Genomic DNA, 20,087 nt, shown 5'->3' with positions numbered 1-20,087 from the left:
CGCACATGCTCGTGCTCGGGATCGAGACGTCGTGCGACGAGACCGCGGCCGCCCTCGTCGCCGACGGCGTGACGGTGCGGGCCAACGTCATCGGCTCCCAGGTCGAGCAGCACCGGCCCTTCGGCGGGGTGGTGCCCGAGATCGCCGCCCGCGCGCACCTCGAGCTGCTCCTGCCGGTGCTCGACCGCACCCTCGTCGAGGGCGGAGCGACCTACGACGACATCGAGGGCGTGGCGGTCACCGTCGGGCCGGGGCTGATCGGCGCGCTGCTCGTCGGGGTCGCGGCGGCGAAGTCCCTCGCGCTCGCCCAGGACGTGCCGCTCATCGGCGTGAACCACCTCGAGGGCCACGTCTTCGCCGCGCAGCTCGAGTACGGACTGCTCGAACCGCCGGTTGTCGCGCTCGTCGTGAGCGGGGGGCACACGAGCCTCGTCCTGCTCGACGTCGACGGCGGCTTCACGACGCTCGGCGCCACGATCGACGACGCGGCCGGCGAGGCCTACGACAAGATCGCGAGGTTCCTCGGCCTCGACTACCCGGGAGGGCCGGAGATCGACCGGCTCGCGCAGCACGGCGACCCGGAGGCCATCGCCTTTCCCCGCGCGCTGCTGCGGCGCGACGACTACGACTTCTCGCTGTCGGGGTTGAAGACCGCCGTGGTGCGGGAATTGCGCAGGCGCCAGGGCGCCGGCCAGGAGATCTCCGTCCCCGACGTCGCCGCGTCGTTCCAGGAGGCCATCGTCGACGTGCAGGTCCACAAGACCCTCGCCGCGGCACGCGAGCACGGTGTCGAGCAGGTCGCGGTGGTGGGTGGGGTGGCGGCGAACAGCCGGCTGCGCGCCCGCATGGCGGAGGCCTGCGAGCAGGCGCGGGTGCGGCTGCTCGCGCCGTCCCCCGGCCTGTGCACGGACAACGGGGCGATGATCGCCGCGGCGGGCTGGAACCGCCTCGTGGCCGGGGAGCGCTCGCCGCTCGACGTCGCCGCCGATCCCGGACTGGCCTTCTCGGGGCCGCGCGGGTGAGCGCCCCCACCGCGCCGGGCGCGGCCCGCCTCCGCCGGGGCGACGCCGACCGCCTGCGCGCGTTGCTCGAGTCGGGTTTCGGCGGCACCTGCGAGCCGCTCATGCACCAGCACCTCCTCGACGCGCTCGACCGCGGGGACCACTCCCGCTTCGTCGTGTGGCCGCCGGCCGACCCGGTCGGCGTGCTCTACCTCGGCGTGTCGGGGTCGGTGATCGTCGCGGGTGACCCCGGCGCGGGCGCGGCCCTCGCCGGCGCCGCGGAACGGACCGACTGGCGGGTGCTGCTCGGCGACGCCGAGCTCTGCCGCGCCCTGCTCGACGCGAGCTCGCAGGGCTTCTTCCGCCGCCGCCACTCGGCGCGCGAGCAGCGGTTCATGGCGACGACCGCGCCGGCGGCCCCCTCCCGCATGCACGGGTTGCGCCTCGCCGACGCCGGCGAGCTCGACCGGCTTACCGACTTCGCCTGCCGCCTTCATGTCGAGGACCGCATGGGGCCCCCGATCTCGCGGGCCGGCCGGGTCGCGGTGCGCGCGCGGATGCACGACAGCATCGCGGCGGGCGCCACCTGGGTGGTGGAGCGAGACGGTCAGGCCGTCGGCAAGGTCGACGTCCCCCTGTACTCCCGCCGGCGAGGGGCGCAGGTGGCCGGCGTGTACGTCGACGAGGCGTGGCGGGGGCGGGGGCTCGCCTCCCAGGCCGTCGGGGCGCTCGCGGCCTCGCTGCTCGAAGCGGGTCTTCCGAGCGTCACCCTGCACGTGCGCGCGGACAACACGCCGGCAATGCGGGCCTACCGGCGGGGGGGATTCACCGACCGGGGACCGTGGCTGCTCGCGCTGCGCTGAGCGTCGCCGCGGTCACCGCACGTCGGCAAGCAGCCCCTCGCCCTGGAGACGGTCGACGAGCTCTTCGGGTGCTGTGCCGAAGACGACGGAAAGTGCGCGCAGGTCCTCCCCCCGGATCGTCAGGACGCTGCCATTGAAGTCGCCGCGCTGCAGCTGGATGGTGTGGGCGAAGCGGGACACGGGCCGAAGGTCAGGGTCAAGGTCGGGTTGGGCGAGCCGCCGGAGGTCGAGCATGACCTTGCTCGGGTCCCCGGAGGGGGCCGGGGCGGCCGCGGCCTCCTCCTTCGGCAGCAGCTCCGACACGGGCACGTTGTAGAACTCGCCGAGCTCGGCGAGCTTCGCGACGGACACCGCGCGGTCGCCCCGCTCGTAGGATCCGACGACGACGGCCTTCCACCGGCCGCCGGAGATCTCCTCCACCTGCTGGAGCGTGAGACCCTGCTGCTGCCGGATCGCGCGGAGCCGGTCCCCGAGACGCTGTTGGTAGTCCGTCACGCCGTACCTCCGCTGGCTCGTCATCCGAGCGCATCGCCGTTGCCCCCGTTGCCCCCGTGGCACCCGCAGCACCACAAACATAACACCCTGTGACGCTGAAGGGGACGATGTTCAGGTAAGCTTTCGGCTTTAGCGTGGTGGACTAAGATCTGCGCGAACATGCCGGAGGCGGGCTTGCACTCCCCCCGCCCGACTGCTAACGTCGCTGCTAGCACTCAACCGAGGCGAGTGCCAACTCGCCACCGAAGCTTTCAAAGGAGGACGGCATGGCGACCGCCACAGAGGTTGCGCTGAAGCCGCTCGAGGACCGTGTCGTGGTGCAGCCCCACGAGGCGGAGGAAACCACCGCCAGCGGTCTCGTGATTCCCGACACGGCGAAGGAGAAGCCCCAGCAGGGCACCGTCGTCGCGGTCGGCCCCGGGCGCATCTCCGACCAGGGCGAGCGCATCGCCCTCGACGTGTCCGAGGGCGACACGGTCGTGTACTCGAAGTACGGCGGGACCGAGATCACCCACAACGGTGAGGACTACCTGATCCTGTCCGCCCGCGACATCCTCGCGGTCGTCGACCAGTAGAACCCCTTTCACCAGGAGGCACACATGGCAAAGCAACTGGCGTTCCACGAGGACGCTCGCCGCAAGCTAGAAAAGGGCGTGAACAAGCTCGCCGACGCGGTGAAGATCACGCTCGGGCCGAAGGGCCGCAACGTCGTGATCGACAAGAAGTGGGGTGCGCCGACGATCACCAAGGACGGCGTCACCGTGGCTCGCGAGATCGAGCTCGAGGACCCCTACGAGAACATGGGCGCGCAGCTCGCCAAGGAGGTCGCCACCAAGACGAACGACGTCGCGGGTGACGGCACGACCACGGCGACCGTGCTCGCGCAGGCGATGGTCAAGGAAGGTCTGCGAAACGTCGCCGCCGGCGCGAACCCGATGCTGCTCAAGCGCGGCATCGACGTCGCCGTGGAGCGGGTCGTGGAGGCGATCAGCGCGAGCGCACGCGACCTGGAGACCCAGGACGAGATCGCCCACGTCGCCGCCATCTCGGCGAACAACGACGACGAGATCGGCAAGGTCATCGCCGAGGCGATGGACAAGGTCGGCAAGGACGGCGTCATCACCGTCGAGGAGTCCCAGACCTTCGGGCTGGAGCTCGACTTCGTCGAGGGGATGCAGTTCGACAAGGGCTACATCTCGCCGTACATGGTGACCGACGCCGAGCGGATGGAGGTCGTGTTCGACGACCCCTACATCCTCATCGCCAACCAGAAGATCTCGTCCGTGCAGGACCTGCTGCCGGTGCTCGAGAAGGTCATGCAGGCCGGCCGGCCGCTGGTCATCATCTCCGAGGACGTCGAGGGCGAGGCCCTGGCGACGCTCGTGGTGAACAAGATCCGCGGCACCTTCCAGTCCGCAGCCGTGAAGGCCCCCGGCTTCGGCGACCGCCGCAAGGCGATGCTGCAGGACATCGCGATCCTCACGGGCGGCCAGGTGATCTCCGAGGAGGTCGGCCTCAAGCTCGAGGGCGTCACGCTCGACCTGCTCGGCAAGGCCCGCAAGGTCACCGTCACCAAGGACAGCACCACGATCGTGGAGGGTGCGGGGTCCGACGACGACATCAAGGGCCGCATCAACCAGCTGAAGGGTGAGATCGAGAACTCCGACTCCGACTGGGACCGCGAGAAGCTCCAGGAGCGGCTCGCGAAGCTGTCGGGTGGTGTCGCCGTCGTCAAGGTCGGCGCGGCCACCGAGACGGAGCTCAAGGAGAAGAAGCACCGCATCGAGGACGCCCTGTCGGCGACCCGCGCGGCGGTCGAGGAGGGCATCGTCCCCGGTGGCGGCACGGCGCTGCTGCAGGCGGCCAGCGCCCTCGAGAAGCTCGACCTCGAAGGCGACCCGGCGACCGGCGCGAACATCGTGCGCGCCTCGCTGTCGGCGCCGCTGTACTGGATCGCGGCGAACGCGGGCCTCGAAGGCTCGGTCGTCGTCGAGCGGGTGCGTGGCATGAAGCAGGGCGAGGGGCTGAACGCCCTCACCGGCGAGTACGGCGACATGCTGAAGTTCGGCGTGCCGGACCCGGCGAAGGTCACGCGCTCGGCGCTGGAGAACGCCGCCTCGATCGCGGGGCTGCTGCTCACGACCGAGACGCTCATCGCCGACAAGCCCGACCCCAAGGGCGACGGCGCCGGTGGCGGCCACGACCACGACATGGGTGGCATGGGCGGCATGGGCGGGATGATGTAGCGCCAGTCCTGTCGCACCACCGGGAGGCGGCCCTTCGGGGCCGCCTCCCGCGCCGTTCGCAGCCCGCGTCGGCGCGCCGCCGCGGGGGAACAAGGAGCGGCATGGAACCCTCCCCACGGCTCCCTGGACTCGCTCTGGCCGGTCAGCTCGGCGCGGCGCTCGGGGTCGCCGCCAATGAGGGCGGCTTCGAGGCAGCGTGGCGGCGCGCCTGGGTGCTCACCGCCATGGGCCGCTACGGCGAAGCCTGGACGGCCCTCGACGTCGCGAGCGCCGGTCCACCCCCCGTGGCCGCGGCGGCCTGCGTCACGCGCGGGTCCCTGCTCCGCCAGGTCGGCCTGCCGGGACAGGCAGAGGAGGCTGACCGGGAGGCGCTGCGCCGGTTGGACGGGCGAGCGGGGGAGGGCCGCACCGGTTGCACCATCAGCCTCGTCGCCGACGCGGTCGCGCGCGGCGCCTGCCCCGCCGAGCAACGAGCCCGGCTCCAGGCCGCGGTCGAGGCGTGTGCCGAGGCGCCGTCGCCCCGCCAGGCGATCCGGCTCGCATGGGTGACCGGCGAGGTGGCGCTGCACGAGGGTGACCCTGTCCACGCCGCGACGTTCTTCCAGCAGGCCCGCCGGCGTGCGGTCGACGGTGGGCTGCGCCGCCACGAGGCCCGCTCGCTGCTGCTGCTCGCGTCGGCGAACGCGGCGGTCGGGCACGGGGCGCGCGCCCGCGACCAGGCCCACGAGGCGCTGGCGATCGCCGACCGCTGTGGCGCGCGACCGCTTTGCTGGCTCGCGCACCGCCTCCTGTCCGAGGCGGACGGCGGGCCCGCCCCCGCGCGCGCCGCCGCCGAGGCGGCGGCGCTCCGTGAAGGTCTGCTCGCGTCGTTGCCCGGCGAGCTCGCGACCGTGGCGCCCGGGCCCTCCCGCGGCGCGTGAGGCGTCAGGCGGGCGGATGCAGGTGGCCGCGTGCGACGAGGTCGTCGAGCAGCCGGGCGACGGAGGAGGCCGTCTGGTCACGCCGCATGGTGCGCTGAGGGCCGAACACCCCAGGGGCCAGGCCGCGCAGGAAGGACGCCTCCGCAGCCCGGTTGATGGCGTGCTCGTGCGTCGACCCGTTGTCGTCGCGGAACCAGTCCCGGGAGGCCGGCAGCGCACGGCCGGTGATGTGCTCGGCGGTGCGTACGAGCAGGGCGGCCGTCTGCGCGCGGGTGACCGTGCGCTGAGGTCCGTAGGACGTCGCCGAGGTCCCCTGGACGATGCCGAGGGCGGCGAGCCGGTTGATGGCGTCGGCGTGGGGGCTGCCCGCGATGTCGGCGAAGCCCTGGTCGTGGGGCTCGGGCAGCGCCGCCCCCGACACGGCCATGACCCGGGCGAGGAAGGTGGCCATCTGCGCCCGGGTCACCGCCAGCGACGGCGAGTACTGCCCACCGCTGGCTCCGTTGGCGATCCCGTACCACACGACGCAGGCGATGGCGTGCCGGTGGGGGTTGCCGCGTGTGTCCGTGAAGCCGGGTTCGGGCACGCGGGCGTGCGGGCAGGCGGTGGCGATGTCGCCGGGCCCGACGGGCGCGCACGGCGCTGACCCGTCGGGTTCACGGAACACCTGGGTAACCCACAGGCGACCGTCCGTCCAGACGGCGCCGACGCCGATCTCGGAGAAGACGGGGGACAGCAGGTGCCCGCGGTGGCGGTCGGAGGCCATGTAGCGCGCGTGGACCCCTTCGGGGGAGGCGTCGTAGCCGACGTTCTCGCCCAGGGAGCGCCACCCCCGCACCTCGTGACGCAGAGCGGCGTTGTGCGACAGGCGGTGCTCGCCCGTCAGCCGCTCGGTCCAGCGCTGGGCGACGGCCCGCAGGTCGTCGCAGACGCGCAGCGCCGGCAGGCCACGCGCCCCACGCTCGCCGTCGAGGAGTGAGAGGAGCGCGGTCTCGGCTGCGGGGTCGTTGGACGCCGCCGCGGGCGCGACGGGGACGAGCGCCATGGTGAGCGCCACGGCGAGCATGACGAGACGGGACGATCGCACGACGAGCATGGCAGCATCACCACGGCGGGTAAGGCGGTTTCCGGGGGCCGCGTGACCCTAACCGCTCAGGAAGGCGTGTCTCGCACCTACACGTGCCCGGCACCTGTCCGGGCGTCCAGTGTGCGTGCAGCGGTTCCCCGGACCGGGGGTGGGTCCGTCGACGGCGTGCTGCGGGAGGTCGGTCAGGGCGCGGCGAGCGGCCAAGGACCGCCCCGCAGCTCCTCGAGCGTGGCCATGACGGACAGCACGGTGGCCTCGGCGAACCACGGTCCGACCACCTGCACGCCCACCGGCGCGCCGGTGGCGTCGGTGCCCGCCGGCAGAGACCCCGCGGGGACACCGGAGAGGTTCCACGGGTTCGTGAAGCGGGTCATCGCTCGGACGACGGGTTCGGGTCGCCCTGCCACGAGCACGGGGTCGGTGTCGACGGGCGGGACCCGGCAGGGCAGCGTCGGCGTGACGAGCACGTCGACCGCCTCGAACGTCCGCCGCAGCGCCCCGCGTAGGCGGGCAGCGTCGTGGTAAGCGCCGGCGAGGACGGTGGCGGCCATGTCACGACCGCGCGCCAGGCGCTCACGCACGTCGGGCCACAGCCGCTCGGGGTGCCCGGCGAGGCGCTCGGCGTGCACGAGCGCCGCCTCGGCGGCGAGGATGCGCCCGTTCGCGGTGGGCGCGTCGTCGAGCGGCGCGATGGCGACGTCGGTCACCGTTGCGCCGGCCGCGGCAAGGTCCGCCAGGCACCCCTCCCAGGCGGTCCGTACCTCGTCGTCCATGCGGGCGGCGCGGACCTGCGCGGGCACGCCGACGCGCAGCCGCGCGACCGGCGGGGGGTCGCCGACCGGCGGGGGCCGGACGCTGTGGTCGTCGGCGGGGTGGTAGCCGGCAATCACCGCGAGCAGCTCGGCGGTCTCCCCGACGCTGCGGGCCATCGGTCCGACGGTGTCGAGGCTGGGCGCGAGCGGCTGCACCCCGGTGAGGGGCACGAGCCCGCGGGTGGTCTTCAGGCCGACGACCCCGCAGCAGGCGGCGGGGATGCGCACGCTGCCGCCCGTGTCCGTGCCGAGGCTGCCCTGCACGATCCCGGCCGCGAGCGCGGCCGCCGAACCCCCCGACGAGCCGCCGGCGACCCGGTCGGGCGCGCGCGGGTTGCCGGTCTGGGGGGTGATGATGCCGAACGCGAGCTGGTGCAGCGCGAGGGTCGCGACGATCGTCGCGCCCGCGTCCACGAGACGCGCGACGGCGGTGGCGTGCGCGGGCTGGGGCGCCGGGTCGGTGAGGCCCGGCGCGGCGCACGTGCGCGGCGCGCCGGCCACCGCGAGGAGGTCCTTGATCCCCACCACCATCCCGTCCAGCGGGCCGGCGGGCCCGTCGCCGACAGGTGGGTCGAGCCAGCGCACGACCGCGCCGAGGCGGGGTTCCCAGGCGTCCCGGCGGCGGCGTGCGGTGGCGATGCCGTCAGGGTCGCGGCGCAAGGGTGTCGACGCCGAGCTGGGAGCGGAACCAGCCAACGGTGCGGGCGAGCCCCTCCTCGAGGCGCACCTCCGCCTTCCAGCGCAGGACCCGCTCGGCGAGGGTGGTGTCGGGCCGGCGCACCTTCGGGTCGTCGACCGGCGCGGGCTGGAAGCTGATGCCGGGATGGCACCCGACCACGTCCTGGACGGCCTCGGCGAGCTCGAGGATCGTCACCTCCTCGGGGTTGCCGATGTTCATCGGCCCGGTGTGGTCGCTGACGAGCAGGCGCAGCAGGCCTTCCACCTCGTCGTCGACGTAGCACAGCGACCGGGTCTGGGAGCCGTCGCCGAACACCGGCAGCGGCTCGTCGCGCAGCGCCGCGGTGAAGAACGCCGGAACCGCCCGCCCATCATTGATTCTCATCCGGGGCCCAAAGGTGTTGAAAATGCGCGCGATGCGGACCTCGACGCCGTGCTGGCGGTGGTAGGCGAGGCAGAGGGCCTCGGCGAAGCGCTTCGCCTCGTCGTACACGCCGCGCGGGCCGACCGGGTTCACGTTGCCCCAGTAGCTCTCCGGCTGGGGGTTGACGAGGGGGTCGCCGTAGACCTCGGAGGTCGACGCGAGCAGCAGCCGGGCCTCCTTCGCGCGGGCGAGACCGAGCGCCTTGTGCGTGCCGAGCGACCCCACCTTCATCGTCTGGATCGGCCACCGCAGGTAGTCCACCGGCGAGGCGGGCGACGCGAAATGGAGGATGTGGTCGACGCGGCCCGGCACGTGGAGGAAGTCGGTGATGTCGTACTGGACGAGGCGAAAACCGGGCCGGCCGGCGAGGTGGGCGAGGTTGTCGGGGTGGCCGGTGATGAAGTTGTCGACGGCGGTCACGCGGGCGCCGAGGGCCACGAGGCGGTCGCAGAGGTGCGAGCCGAGGAAGCCGGCCGCCCCGAGGACGACGACGTTCGCGCCGTCCAGCGTCCGGAGGTCCTCGGTCATGGCGACGATGGTACGCGGCGCCGGGACATCGGTCGGCGGGTACGCTGCACCCACATCTCCAGAGAGGACGCGCGCGCACCATGCCCCTGTTCCCGAGCGAGGCCTGGATCGAGGCCTTCTGCGAGCGCTTCTCGGCCCACCCGCACGCCGGGGAGGCGGCCCGTGTGCTCGCCGGCTCCTACCGCTTCGTCATCGAGCCCGGGGGTCCCCTCGCCGAGCGCCACGACTACGGCATCGACATCACCCCTGACGGCGACAGCGGCGCTTCGGCGGTCGCGCTGGCCGAGCCCCCGCAGCGCCCCCGCGTCGAGCTGCGCGCGAGCTACCCGAGCTGGCGCAAGCTCATCGTCGGGGAGCTCGACGTCGGGCTCGCCGTCATGATGCGGCGCCTGCGCGTGAGCGGGGACGTGTCGAGCCTGACCCGCCACCTGTCCAGCGCCCGACCCCTGACCGAGGCGCTCGGCGCGGTGGACACCCAGTGGCTCGAACCGTAGCTTCGGCGGCGGACCGGCACGAAGGAGGGGATCGGTGAAGGTCGGAGTCATCGGCGTGGGGCACGTCGGCCTCGTGACGGCCGCGTGCATGGCCGACCTCGGTCACGACGTCGTCGGCATGGACGACGACCAGGCGAAGGTCGACGCGCTGCGCGGCGGCCGCGTGCCGTTCGTGGAGCCCGGCCTCGACGAGCTCGTCGACGCCGGCGTGCGCGCGGGGCGCCTCGCCTTCAGCGACCACCCCGGCGACGCGGTCGGCGCCGCCGACGTCGTCTTCATCTCCGTGGGCACGCCGAGGCGCGAGGACGGCTCCCCGAACCTGTCGTACGTCCAGGCCGCGGCGGCGAGCGTCGCGGCCCACGCGACGCACCCCCTGGTCGTGGCGGAGAAGTCGACCGTGCCGGTGCGCACCGGCGAGCGCATCCGCCAGGCGCTGGCGCTCGAGGCCCAGGCCAGCGGCAGCGACCGCTATCACGAGGTCGTGAGCAACCCCGAGTTCCTGAAGGAGGGCAGCGCAATCGTCGACACGCTGCGGCCCGACCGCATCGTCGTCGGTGCGGACTCCGAGCACGCGCACGCGGTCATGCGCTGCCTCTACGAGCCGCTGCTCGCCCGCCACGACTGCCCCTACGTCGCCACCGACGTGCGGACCGCGGAGCTCATCAAGCACGCCTCGAACGCCTTCCTCGCCACGAAGATCAGCTTCATCAACGCGGTGGCGCGCATCTGCGAGCTCGCCGGGGCGGACGTGGAGCAGGTCGCCGACGCGATGGGGCACGACGCGCGGATCGGCCGTGCCTTCCTCAACGCCGGGCTCGGCTACGGCGGGTCGTGCTTCCCCAAGGACGTCGAGGCCTTCGTCCACATCGCCGCCGAGCTCGGCTACGACTTCGGGCTGCTGCGCGAGACCGACCGCATCAACCGGCAGGCCAAGCGGTGGCCGCTCATCCAGCTACGGCGGATGATGTGGAACCTCGCCGGCAAGGAGGTCGCGATCCTCGGCGTGGCGTTCAAGCCGGGTACCGACGACATCCGCGACGCGCCGGCCCTCGAGGTCGTCGAGGCCCTGCTCGCCGAGGGGGCGCGGGTGCGCCTGCACGACCCCGTCGCCCTCGACCACGTCCGCGGGCGCTACCCCGACGCGGTCCTGTGCGACAAGGCCACCGACGCCCTCGACGGGGCGCACGCCGTCGTCGTCTGCACCGAGTGGGACGAGTACGCCGCCATCACCCCCGAGCGCCTTCGCTCGCTGCTCGCCTACCCCGTCGTGGTCGACGCCCGCAACGTGTGGGATCCCGCGGCGCTCGTCGCCGCCGGACTGAACGTCGCAAGCGTCGGCCGGCCGCCGCGGGAGCACACGGCGCGCTGACCTACAGCCCGGCCGCGAAGTGGGCCGCTGCCTCGGCGTCAAACCCGACGAGGCGGATCTCCTCGACCGGGCCCGGTTCCCCGCCGAGCCAGGCTGCCACCTCCGCGGCGATGACCGCCGCGGCCTCGGCCGGAGGGTAGCCGTAGATCCCCGCCGAGATCGCCGGCAGCGCGACCGACCGCGCGTCGAGGTCCCGGGCGGCGTCGAGGCCCGCCCGCACCGCCTGGCGCAGCATCCCCGCATTGTCCTGGTCGTCGCGGTAGCGGGGACCCACGACGTGCACGAGGTGGCCGGCCGGCAGGTTGCCCGCGGTCGTCACCGCGGCCTCGCCGGGGCGGACCTCGCCGTGCTCGGCCACCCACGCCAGCGACGCCTCGGCGACCGCCGGCCCCCCCGCCTTGGCGAGCGCCGCCGCCAGACCCCCACCGTGCACGAGCAGCTCGTTCGCTGCGTTCACGACGACATCGACGTCCTGGCGCGTCAGGTCCCCCTCGACGACGAGGAGGAGCCGGCCGTCGACGTCGCGCCGGGCGACCTCAGCCATCGGCGAGCTCGGAGCCCGGAAGGCCACGCAGCGGCGGGATGCGCGCACCCCGCAGGAGCTCGGCGACGTCCTCCTCCGACCACCCCCGGTCGAGCAGCGCCCGGGCGATCCTTGCCGGGCCGAGGTGTGCCCCGCAGGTGGGGCAGTGGACGATCTGCGCCGTGTCGCCCGGCAGCTCCACCCCGCAGAACGGGCAGCCCCCCGGCAGGCTCGTGTGGGTCGGCAGCACCGGGGAACCGGCGTCGGCAAGGCCGTCGAGGTAGCCCTGGGCGTACTCCCAGTCGACGTACTCGTCGGGGCGGGGGTCGAACGCCGGCTCGTGGACCGGGGTCTCGCCCGACTCGAGAAGTGCGCGGAGGTTGTGCTCGAGCATCTGCCAGCCGTAGAAGTGCTCCTCCGCGCAGTCGTGGCAGAACAGGCTCACGCCCTTGAACCCCTCCGGCTCGAAGGTGTGACGGAAGGCGGCCAGATCGTCGAGGTCGCGGCGCACGCGCGCCGCCTCCCGGCGGTCGAGCGGAAGCGGCGGGTGCTCGTCGTCGCCGTCGTCCGCCTCGAACTCGTCGTCGTAGTCGTCTTCCATGGCTGCAGCCTAGTCTGGGCGCTACCGCTTCGCTGCATGAGCGCGGGTCTGGGCGCTACCGCTTCGCTGCATGAGCGCGCTGTAGAATGGGGCTCTTCCCCCAAGCGCAGCGGCACCCGGCCGGCCCCGCGGTCGGGTGTGACCATTTCGACTCGGAGGATGAGGCCGGCGTGGCGGAGATCGAGATCGGCATCGGCAAGAGCGGGCGGCGGGCCTACGGTTTCGACGACATCGCCATCGTCCCGTCCCGGCGCACCCGCGACCCCGGGGACGTCGACATCTCCTGGCAGATCGACGCCTACGAGTTCGCGCTGCCGGTGCTCGGCGCGGCGATGGACGGCGTCGTCTCCCCCCGCACGGCGGTCGAGCTCGGGCGCCTCGGGGGCCTCGGCGTGCTCAACCTCGAGGGTCTCTGGACCCGCTACGAGGACCCCGACGCGGTGCTCGCCGAGATCGCCGAGCTCGCCCCGGAGGTCGCGACGGCCCGGATGCAGGAGATCTACAAGGAGCCGGTGCGCACCGAGCTCATCGGCCAGCGGGTGGCCGAGATGAAGGCCGAGGGCATCACCACCGCGGCGAGCCTCACCCCTCAGAAGGTCGAGCGCTTCCACGCCGCGGCGCTCGAGGCGGGCCTCGACATCCTCGTCATCCAGGGCACCGTGGTGTCCGCCGAGCACGTGTCGAACACCTCCGAGCCGCTGAACCTCAAGGACTTCATCGCGCGCTACGACCTGCCGGTGATCGTCGGGGGCTGCGCGTCGTACTCCTCGGCCCTGCACCTCATGCGCACCGGCGCGGCGGGCATCCTCGTCGGGGTGGGCCCGGGCAACGCCTGCACGTCGCGGGGCGTGCTCGGCATCGGCGTGCCGCAGGCGACCGCGATCGCGGACGCCGCGGGCGCACGGAGCCGCCACGTCGAGGAGACCGGCCGGTACGTGCACATCATCGCCGACGGCGGGATGCGCACCGGTGGCGACATCGCGAAGGCCATCGCGGTCGGTGCCGACGCGGTCATGCTCGGCTCGCCGCTCGCGCGGGCCACCGAGGCGCCCGGCGCCGGCTACCACTGGGGCATGGCGACCTTCCACCCCGAGCTCCCGCGCGGCGCGCGTGTCCGCGTCGACCAGATCGGCAGCCTGCGCGAGGTCCTGCTCGGGCCGGCCATGGAGAACGACGGGACCCTCAACCTGTTCGGCGCCCTGCGGACCTCCATGGCCACGTGCGGCTACGCGAGCATCAAGGAGTTCCAGCGGGCGGAGGTCATGGTGGCCCCCTCGCTGCAGACCGAGGGCAAGCACTACCAGCGTGCGCAGGGCATCGGCATGGGTCGCCGCTGACCTCCCCTCTCCGCCCGGCAACCCGCCGGCGTGGATGGCCTGCCCACCGCCTACCTCCCCCTGTGGGTGATCCGCGTCCCCCGAGCGGGTAAGTGCGGGAGACAGGTGTTGACGACGCCGCCGCCCTGGGACAATATTGCGCGACAACGTGTTTCCGCCCTTGTGCAGACGCGGCGGCGCCCTTGACCTCGGCCCTGTGAACACATTGGTTTGTCCTGACGCGTTCGCCGGCGCGCAGGACGCGAGCGAGAGGTAGTGCAGGTGGCCGCAGAGATCTGGGCCCTGTGTGACGAGTGCGAACGCTGGTTCTACTGCGCGGGTTGGTTCGACAAGACCTCGCCGGCGCCCACGTGCCCGGTGTGCGGCGGTGAGCCGACCGCCATCGTCAACCGCGCAGCGAGCGTGACGATCGACCCGTCCGTGGCGACCGCGGGCGCGTAAGGGGGGCGTTACCGCTTCGCTGCTGGAGCGCGTAGCCGCTCACCGCCAGGTCGCGAGGTCGGCCCCGTACCCCAGCCGGGTGGCCAGGCCGAGGGTCTGCCCATCGGTCACGACGGGCTCGATGAGCGCTGTCCGCTGCCGCCAGCGGCCGGGACGCGGCGGCGCGGTCGCCATGACGACCGGCAGGTCACGGCGTGCCAGGGCGGCGGCGTCGGCGGCGTCGAGGCCGATCCAGGAGACGAGCGCCTCGAGGGCCGCCCGCCGCTCGCTCGACGTGCCGACGACGTCCTCGAAGCGGACGCGGTGGTAGTCGAGACCGAGGCGCTCCACGGTGCGCAGCGTGGCCTCGTGGGCGGCACGCCACTGGAACGCGCAGACCTCGACGAGCGGCCGGTCGGTCCACTCCCGCCAGCCGGGGGGCACGTCGAAGCACCACCAGTCGGCGCCGTCGGGATCGACGTCGGTGTAGCCGGGGACGCGCAGCCCCGAGGGGACGCGCACGCTCGTGAACCCGGCCGCAGCCAGCCGTCGCGCAGCCCGTTCACCGCGGCCGCGGGGTTGCGCACGAGGTGGACGACGCGCAGACGGGCGTTCGGGAAGGCCTTCTGGAGCAGCTCGAGGCGGAACGCGTTGCGTGGCGTCGTCGTGACGAGCGGCAGGCTCGCGAGCTCGCGCTCGGTCGCCGGGGCCCACGGCCGGGGCACGACGAACGGCGCCATCTCCACGACCGGTTCCCGCGGCCGGTACGGGCGGGGGTCCGGGAAGGCGTCCGCCAGCAGCGCCCGGTCGAGGTCGTAGGCATGGGGGCTCACGGCCGGGTGGGCCGCCCGCACCCGGCGCAGGAGCGCGAGGAAGAAGCGGTCGCGGCCCCGCCAGCATGCGGCCAGGGAGTCGTCCACCCAGCCGGCGACGGCGGTCGGGTCGATCGGCTCGTCAGGCCACTGCATGGTGAGCCGCCACGCGACGTGCCCGGCGAACCCTGCGACGGGTCCGGCCACGGGCCGCCCCGCGTCGAGGCCGAGCTCCCCGCGGAGCACGGAGAGGCCCGGTTCCCGCCCCGCCACCGGCGTCGGGTCGGCGACGAGGTCGGGGGTGAGGTTGCGCGCCGGGTCCCCGAGCGTCGCGACCACGACGTGGGGGTTGATCTCGGCGGAGAAGTGCAGCAGCCCGGCGCAGCCCCGCAGCAGCTCCCCGAAGACGCTCGAGCCACCCCGCGAGCTCGAGCACACGACGATGAGCGTGCGCACGGCGTCGCAGCGTGCGGCAGCCGAGGGGTCGCGCCGCGCGCGGAGGTCGGCGAGGCGTCGTGCGACCCCGTCAGCCGACGAGCAGGGGGGCACGCAACGACGAGCGGCCCGCGGTGAACGCCGCGAGCAGGTGGCGGGTGAAGCGCGCCTCGACGGCGGTGAGCGCCTGCGCGCCGTAGACCACGTCGCGCGCCAGCTCCGGTTCGGCGCGCACGAGCCCACCGGCGAGGTCGCGCGCCGCGACGGTCTGGTGGTGCGCGTCCGCGACGACGTGGGTGTCGTAGAAGAGCCGCGCCCACTGGCCGAAACCGTGGCGCTTCAGAGCCAGCGAGTAGCGTGCCATGGGCTCCACCGACGTCATCTCGAAGCCGGCGAGGTGCCCGACGAGCGCGCCGCGCCAGCGGCGGTGCAGCCCGAAGTAGGAGACGAGGTTCACCGTGGCGAGCGTGACGCCGGGCAGCACGTCGACGTAGGCGCCGTAGCTCGCGTCGAGCCCGAGCTCCTCGAGGCACAGCGCGTAGAGTTCGGCGTGCATGTCCTTCTGCACGCCCTGGCCGTACTCGTCGGCCTGGATCTCCACGAGCGCGGCCTTCGCGGCCCCGTGCAGCCGCGGGATCGCCCAGCTGTGCGCGTCGGCCTCCTTGAGCTGCCAGGCACTGCGGTGCACGGAGAACTCGAGGAGCTGCTCGAGTGTGCCCTCCTCGGCGAGGTAGGAGGACAGCGACGGCCCTCCGTGGGAGAACAGGACCTGCTCGAGGCCCGCGGTGACGTCATCGGGCTCCACCACCGGTCCGACCTCGTCGCGGACGCGCGCGTCGAACGCCGCCTCGAGGCGGCGGCGCAGGGCGAGCAGCGTCGGCTCCCACTCCCACTCCTCGTCGACGCCCGCGAAGCCGCGGTAGTGCAGCTCGTAGCAGCAGTAGAGCGCGAGCGCGCTGTCGTCCCCGTCGAGCGGGTCGTCGGTGGCGGCGGGCGCCCCGGGCAGCGGATGCGCCGGGCGCCGCAACGCCTCGAGCAGGAACGCCGTGAGCGGGCCGCGCGCGGACGGCAGCGCGGGGCGCTGGCGCCGCTCGCGGCGGAGCAGGCCGAGCTCCTGGATGTTGAGGGACACGTGCTCCTCCAGACGGCAAGGCGGTGCGGACGACGTCGACCGCGCATCCGTACCCGACGCGCGTGCCGCGCATGCCGCCGCCGTGGAGGGGACGGCAACAGCCGGGAGCGGGCCCCGGCGCCCGATCGCCTAGCCGGCCGGCGCGTCGCGCCGCGCGCCCGTCTCCTCCTCCGAGCGGCGGTAGACCGAGACGTGCATCGTGCTGTCGGCCGTGAACGGCTCGCGCGTCCAGCCGCCCCAGCGGTGCTCGAGGTGCATCCCGGCGAGGCGTGCCATGAGGTCGAGCTCGCCCGGCCACGCGTAGCGGTGGTTCGCGGGGAACAGGCGGACCTCGCCGTTTCGGTAGCGCACCTTCGTCGTCGTCATGCGCTGGTTGACGGGGTCGTGCAGCGCCGTCTCGACGACGACGACGTCGTCGCGCACCGCGAGGGTGCGCACCGACTGGTGCCCGCGGAAGGCGCCCGGGTCGGGCAGCCAGGCGTCGAGGACGAAGCGGCCCCCGGGCCGCAGATGGGCCGCGGCGTTGGCGAAGCAGGCAACCTGCGCCTCCTGCGACGGCAGGGCGTAGACGGTGTTGAACGCGAGCGCCACGAGCGCGTGCGCCCCGGGGACGCGGGCGTGCGCGAAGTCGCCGATCTCCACCGGGATGTCGCTGCCTCCCGGCTTTGCCCGCAGCAGGTCGCGCATGTCCTCGGAGCCTTCGACGCCTGCGACCTCCACGCCACGCGCACGCAGCGGCAGGGCGAGCCGGCCGGTGCCGATGCCGAACTCCACGACCGGTCCGCCGTCGGCGAGCTCGACGAGCGCCTCCACGGTGGCCGCCGTGTCCTGCACGAGCAGCGCCGTGAGGTCGTCGTAGTCGCTTGCGGCGTGTCTGCCGTACGCACCGGGGTCGTGCTCTGCCATCGCGGGGCCTCCTCAGTGGTTCGACGGGCGGGCGCAAGGGTACGAAGGGCGGCGCGCTAAGGGAAAGGCGCGTTGCGAACGTGGGCGGAGAGGAGTCGCAGTGGTGGTCACCCCCCAGGAGCTCGGACTGCTCCGGTCGGGACCACTCGACCCTCCGCCGCTCCCACGACCGCGCGGGCCGCTCACCGCGTTCCTCTTCGACGCCCTGCAGGACCGTCCCGGCCCGCTCGCGCCCCCGCCCGCCCCCGCCGACGACCCGCTCGACGGCGACGACAGCGCGCTCGCGCTCTACTGCTGCTACGAGCTGCACTACCGCGGCTTCGCGGGCGTCGACGATCGATGGGAGTGGGAGGCGCCACTGCTCGCGTTCCGCGGGCAGCTCGAGGAGCGCTTCGCCGCACGCCTCGCGGAGGTGGTGGGACCGGTCCCCGACGAGGACGACCCGGTCGGGCGGCTCCACGACATCGCCGGCGCGGGCGGCGGACCGTCGCTGTCACGCTACCTCGAGGAGCGCGGCAGGCTCGAGCAGCTGCTTGAGTTCTCCGTGCACCGCTCGGCGTACCAGCTGAAGGAGGCGGACCCCCACAGCTGGGCCCTGCCCCGGCTCGCGGGGGCGAGCAAGGCGGCCCTCGTGGAGATCCAGGCCGACGAGTACGGCCAGGGCGTGCAGAAGGACATGCACGCCGAGCTCTTCGCCCTCAGCCTGCGCGAGCTCGGGCTCGACGCCGCCTACGGCGCGTACGTCGACGTGCTGCCCGGGGTGACGCTCGCAACGGTCAACCTCGTCTCCTACTTCGGGCTGCACCGCCGCTGGCGCGGCGCCCTCGTCGGGCATCTCGCGATGTTCGAGATGACGTCGGTGGAGCCGATGGGGCGCTACTCCGTCGCGCTCGGGCGACACGGGTTCGGTCCGTGGGCGCGGCTGTTCTACGACGTCCACGTCGTCGCCGACGCGCACCACCAGACGGTGGCCGCCCGGGACCTCGCCGGCGGTCTCGTCCGTGACGAGCCGCACCTGCGCGCCGACGTCGTCTTCGGCGCGCTCGCCGTCACCGCGCTCGAGGGCCGGTTCACCGACCACCTCCTAGGATCCTGGGCCGCCGGCCGGACGTCGCTGCTCGCGCCGCTGCAGAGGTCGTGAGCGGCGCACCGGCGCGCCTCGACGCCACCTACCTCCTGCCGTTGAAGTCCGCGGCCCCGCGCGCGGACCTCGCCGGCTACCTTGCCGGCCTCGCCGAGGTCGTCGAGGTCGTCGTCGTCGACGCGTCCGCTTCGGACGTGTTCGCCGCCCACGAGGCCGCGTGGCCGTCGACCGTCGTGCACGTCGGCGTGGACCTCGACCTGGCCGGGGCGAACGGCAAGGTCCCGGGCGTCCTCACGGGGCTGCGGCACGCGCACAACGACGCCGTGGTCATCGCCGACGACGACGTGCGCTACGGCGTCGCGGAGCTGCGGGCGGTGGTCGCCCGGCTCGCGCACGCCGACGCCGTCGTGCCGCAGAACTACTTCGTCCCGCTGCCGTGGCACGCCCGGTGGGACACCGCCCGCACGCTGCTCAACCGGGCCGTCGGGTACGACTACCCGGGCACGCTCGGCGTGCGGCGCCCCGTGCTCGTCGCCGCGGGCGGCTACGATCCCGACGTGCTGTTCGAGAACCTCGAGCTGCTGCGCACGGTGCGGGCGGCCGGCGGTGTCGTGCGCTCCGCGCCGGACCTGTTCGTGCGCCGCGAGCCCCCCACCGCCGCCCACTTCCTCAACCAGCGGGTGCGGCAGGCCTACGACAGCCTCGCCCAGCCAGGGCGGCTCGCGATCGAGCTCGCGATCCTGCCCGCGCTCGCGGCCATCGCGCGCCGCAACGGCCTGCGCGGGCTCGGGGTCGCGGCGCTCGGTGCGACGCTGCTCGCCGAGCGGGGACGCCGCCGCCACGGCGGGGCCGCCGTGTTCCCGCCCTCGACGACCCTGTTCGCACCCGCCTGGGTGCTCGAGCGCGGGGTCTGCGCCTGGGCGGCCCTCGCCGCGCGCGTCGTCGCCGGCGGGGTGCGCTACGGCGACGGCCGGCTGGGGCGCGCCGCCAACCCCGAGCGCGTCATCCGCGCTCGCCTCGCGGCCGGGGAGCAGCCCCCTCCCACGGGCGCCCCGCCGACCACGGGCCCCGTCGGCGCCACGAGGTGAGACCGCAGCCGGGCCCCAGAAGGCTTGCTTCTCCTGCACTCTTCGGCTACGGCGCCTGGCAAGCCGGGCGTACCATGACCGGGTGGCGGGACAGGGGCACGGGACCAAGGCGATCGTCGCCGCCCTTTTCGCCAACCTCGGCATCGCGGTGGCGAAGTTCGCGGGCTTTCTCATCACCCGGTCGAGCGCTCTGCTCGCGGAGGCCATCCACTCCGTCGCCGACAGCGGCAACCAGGCGCTGCTGCTGCTCGGAGGCCGGCAGGCCAGGCGCGGGCTCGAGACGTGGTCGTTTCGGACCGCGGTCGGGGAGGCCAACGCCGTGCGCGAGGGCAAGGGCTGGTGGGCGTTCGTGCGCCAGGCGAAGATGCCCGAGCTGCCGGTGGTGCTCCTCGAGGACCTCGGTGCCCTGCTCGGACTCGTGATCGCGCTGATCGGTGTGGGGCTCGTCGTCGTGACCGGCGACCCGGCGTGGGACGCGTACGCGACCCTTGCCATCGGCGCCCTGCTCGCGGTGATCGCCGTCGTGCTGGCCGCGGAGATGAAGAGCCTCCTCCTTGGTGAGGCGGCGACCGCCCGAGACGTGGTCGCCATCAGGCAGGCGATCGAGGCCAGCCCCGGCGTCCGCCGGCTGCTGCACCTGAAGACCCAGCACCTCGGCCCGGAGGAGCTGCTCGTCGCTGCGAAGGTGGAGCTCGACGGCGACCTCGACTTCGCCGGTGTCGTGGAGGTCATCGACGACGCGGAGCGCCGGGTGCGCGAGCGACTGCCCATCGCTCGCGTCATGTACATCGAGCCCGACCTCCCCGAGGCGACACTGCTCACCTAGCGCCCC

21 protein-coding genes are annotated in these 20,087 nt (G+C 73.7%); 12 read left to right on the top strand and 9 right to left on the bottom strand.

The features are described 5' to 3' along the window. The first annotated feature begins 5 nt into the window (after window positions 1–5). Together tsaD and VM324_05795 are read left to right on the top strand one after the other, a co-directional pair. Window positions 6–1,022, top strand: coding sequence for a tRNA (adenosine(37)-N6)-threonylcarbamoyltransferase complex transferase subunit TsaD (gene tsaD / locus VM324_05800; GenBank protein ID HVL98785.1), 1,017 nt, complete (start codon window positions 6–8; stop codon window positions 1,020–1,022). Further along, entirely contained in the window at window positions 1,019–1,864 is an 846-nt protein-coding gene (locus tag VM324_05795) for a GNAT family N-acetyltransferase (protein ID HVL98784.1), read from the top strand. The genes tsaD and VM324_05795 overlap by 4 nt, the downstream gene beginning before the upstream one ends. Before the next feature lie 12 nt (window positions 1,865–1,876). On the opposite strand, the gene VM324_05790 is transcribed toward VM324_05795, so the two are convergent. Next, entirely contained in the window at window positions 1,877–2,359 is a 483-nt protein-coding gene (locus VM324_05790; protein ID HVL98783.1) for a transcriptional regulator, read from the bottom strand. A gap of 266 nt (window positions 2,360–2,625) precedes the next feature. Here VM324_05790 and groES point away from each other — a divergent pair, with 266 nt between their 5' ends. The 3 genes from groES to VM324_05775 all read left to right on the top strand — a co-directional run bounded on the left by groES (window position 2,626) and on the right by VM324_05775 (window position 5,525). Then, entirely contained in the window at window positions 2,626–2,934 is a 309-nt protein-coding gene (gene groES, locus VM324_05785) for a co-chaperone GroES (GenBank protein HVL98782.1), read from the top strand. A gap of 24 nt (window positions 2,935–2,958) precedes the next feature. Further along, complete coding sequence (gene groL, locus VM324_05780; protein ID HVL98781.1) at window positions 2,959–4,605, top strand: chaperonin GroEL; 1,647 nt, start codon at window positions 2,959–2,961, stop codon at window positions 4,603–4,605. A gap of 101 nt (window positions 4,606–4,706) precedes the next feature. Further along, window positions 4,707–5,525 (top strand): hypothetical protein, encoded by an 819-nt coding sequence (locus VM324_05775; GenBank protein HVL98780.1) that lies wholly within the window; start codon window positions 4,707–4,709, stop codon window positions 5,523–5,525. Window positions 5,526–5,529: 4 nt separating this feature from the next. Here VM324_05775 and VM324_05770 read toward each other — a convergent pair whose 3' ends face one another. The 3 genes from VM324_05770 to VM324_05760 all read right to left on the bottom strand — a co-directional run bounded on the left by VM324_05770 (window position 5,530) and on the right by VM324_05760 (window position 9,054). Then, the gene (locus tag VM324_05770) at window positions 5,530–6,621 is read right to left on the bottom strand and encodes an S-layer homology domain-containing protein (protein ID HVL98779.1); all 1,092 of its coding nucleotides are present in this window, start codon (window positions 6,619–6,621) and stop codon (window positions 5,530–5,532) included. 173 nt (window positions 6,622–6,794) lie between these two features. After that, entirely contained in the window at window positions 6,795–8,084 is a 1,290-nt protein-coding gene (locus VM324_05765) for an amidase (GenBank protein ID HVL98778.1), read from the bottom strand. After that, window positions 8,068–9,054, bottom strand: a complete 987-nt coding sequence (locus tag VM324_05760; protein ID HVL98777.1) for a UDP-glucuronic acid decarboxylase family protein — start codon at window positions 9,052–9,054, stop codon at window positions 8,068–8,070. The genes VM324_05765 and VM324_05760 overlap by 17 nt, the downstream gene beginning before the upstream one ends. 80 nt (window positions 9,055–9,134) lie before the next feature. Here VM324_05760 and VM324_05755 point away from each other — a divergent pair, with 80 nt between their 5' ends. Both VM324_05755 and VM324_05750 read left to right on the top strand, forming a co-directional pair. Continuing rightward, a complete protein-coding gene (locus VM324_05755) occupies window positions 9,135–9,548 on the top strand; it encodes an SCP2 sterol-binding domain-containing protein (GenBank protein HVL98776.1) in 414 nt (137 codons plus the stop codon). Between the two features lie 34 nt (window positions 9,549–9,582). Continuing rightward, window positions 9,583–10,917, top strand: a complete 1,335-nt coding sequence (locus tag VM324_05750) for a UDP-glucose/GDP-mannose dehydrogenase family protein (GenBank protein ID HVL98775.1) — start codon at window positions 9,583–9,585, stop codon at window positions 10,915–10,917. 1 nt (window position 10,918) lies between these two features. Here VM324_05750 and VM324_05745 read toward each other — a convergent pair whose 3' ends face one another. Both VM324_05745 and VM324_05740 read right to left on the bottom strand, forming a co-directional pair. After that, window positions 10,919–11,461 (bottom strand): macro domain-containing protein, encoded by a 543-nt coding sequence (locus VM324_05745; GenBank protein HVL98774.1) that lies wholly within the window; start codon window positions 11,459–11,461, stop codon window positions 10,919–10,921. Further along, entirely contained in the window at window positions 11,454–12,041 is a 588-nt protein-coding gene (locus VM324_05740) for a DUF5319 family protein (GenBank protein HVL98773.1), read from the bottom strand. The genes VM324_05745 and VM324_05740 overlap by 8 nt, the downstream gene beginning before the upstream one ends. A gap of 170 nt (window positions 12,042–12,211) precedes the next feature. Between VM324_05740 and VM324_05735 the strand changes: the two genes are divergently transcribed. Then, window positions 12,212–13,378 carry a GuaB3 family IMP dehydrogenase-related protein gene (locus VM324_05735; GenBank protein HVL98772.1) on the top strand — a complete coding sequence of 389 codons (1,167 nt, stop codon included), beginning with the start codon at window positions 12,212–12,214 and terminating at the stop codon, window positions 13,376–13,378. Between the two features lie 261 nt (window positions 13,379–13,639). Next, window positions 13,640–13,819, top strand: coding sequence for a hypothetical protein (locus tag VM324_05730; protein ID HVL98771.1), 180 nt, complete (start codon window positions 13,640–13,642; stop codon window positions 13,817–13,819). A 39-nt stretch (window positions 13,820–13,858) separates the two neighbouring features. Here the strand turns inward: VM324_05730 and VM324_05725 are convergent, their stop codons facing one another. From VM324_05725 to VM324_05715, 3 genes are all read right to left on the bottom strand, one after another. Continuing rightward, window positions 13,859–14,320, bottom strand: coding sequence for a hypothetical protein (locus VM324_05725; GenBank protein HVL98770.1), 462 nt, complete (start codon window positions 14,318–14,320; stop codon window positions 13,859–13,861). An 816-nt stretch (window positions 14,321–15,136) separates the two neighbouring features. After that, window positions 15,137–16,177 carry an iron-containing redox enzyme family protein gene (locus VM324_05720; GenBank protein ID HVL98769.1) on the bottom strand — a complete coding sequence of 347 codons (1,041 nt, stop codon included), beginning with the start codon at window positions 16,175–16,177 and terminating at the stop codon, window positions 15,137–15,139. A 129-nt stretch (window positions 16,178–16,306) separates the two neighbouring features. Further along, window positions 16,307–17,083 (bottom strand): class I SAM-dependent methyltransferase, encoded by a 777-nt coding sequence (locus VM324_05715; GenBank protein HVL98768.1) that lies wholly within the window; start codon window positions 17,081–17,083, stop codon window positions 16,307–16,309. A gap of 100 nt (window positions 17,084–17,183) precedes the next feature. On the opposite strand from VM324_05715, the gene VM324_05710 reads away from it, so the two are divergent. The 3 genes from VM324_05710 (at window position 17,184) to VM324_05700 (ending at window position 20,081) form a co-directional block, all read left to right on the top strand. Next, the gene (locus VM324_05710) at window positions 17,184–18,224 is read left to right on the top strand and encodes an iron-containing redox enzyme family protein (GenBank protein HVL98767.1); all 1,041 of its coding nucleotides are present in this window, start codon (window positions 17,184–17,186) and stop codon (window positions 18,222–18,224) included. Further along, entirely contained in the window at window positions 18,221–19,255 is a 1,035-nt protein-coding gene (locus VM324_05705) for a glycosyltransferase (protein ID HVL98766.1), read from the top strand. The genes VM324_05710 and VM324_05705 overlap by 4 nt, the downstream gene beginning before the upstream one ends. A gap of 82 nt (window positions 19,256–19,337) precedes the next feature. Beyond that, window positions 19,338–20,081, top strand: a complete 744-nt coding sequence (locus VM324_05700; GenBank protein ID HVL98765.1) for a cation transporter — start codon at window positions 19,338–19,340, stop codon at window positions 20,079–20,081. The last annotated feature ends 6 nt before the right edge of the window (window positions 20,082–20,087 follow it).

It is taken from the genome of Egibacteraceae bacterium (genome assembly GCA_035540635.1).
Lineage (GTDB): Bacteria > Actinomycetota > Nitriliruptoria > Euzebyales > Egibacteraceae > DATLGH01.
The sequence above is the reverse complement of the archived record's forward strand: the minus strand, read 5'-3'. Positions and strand labels throughout refer to the sequence as shown.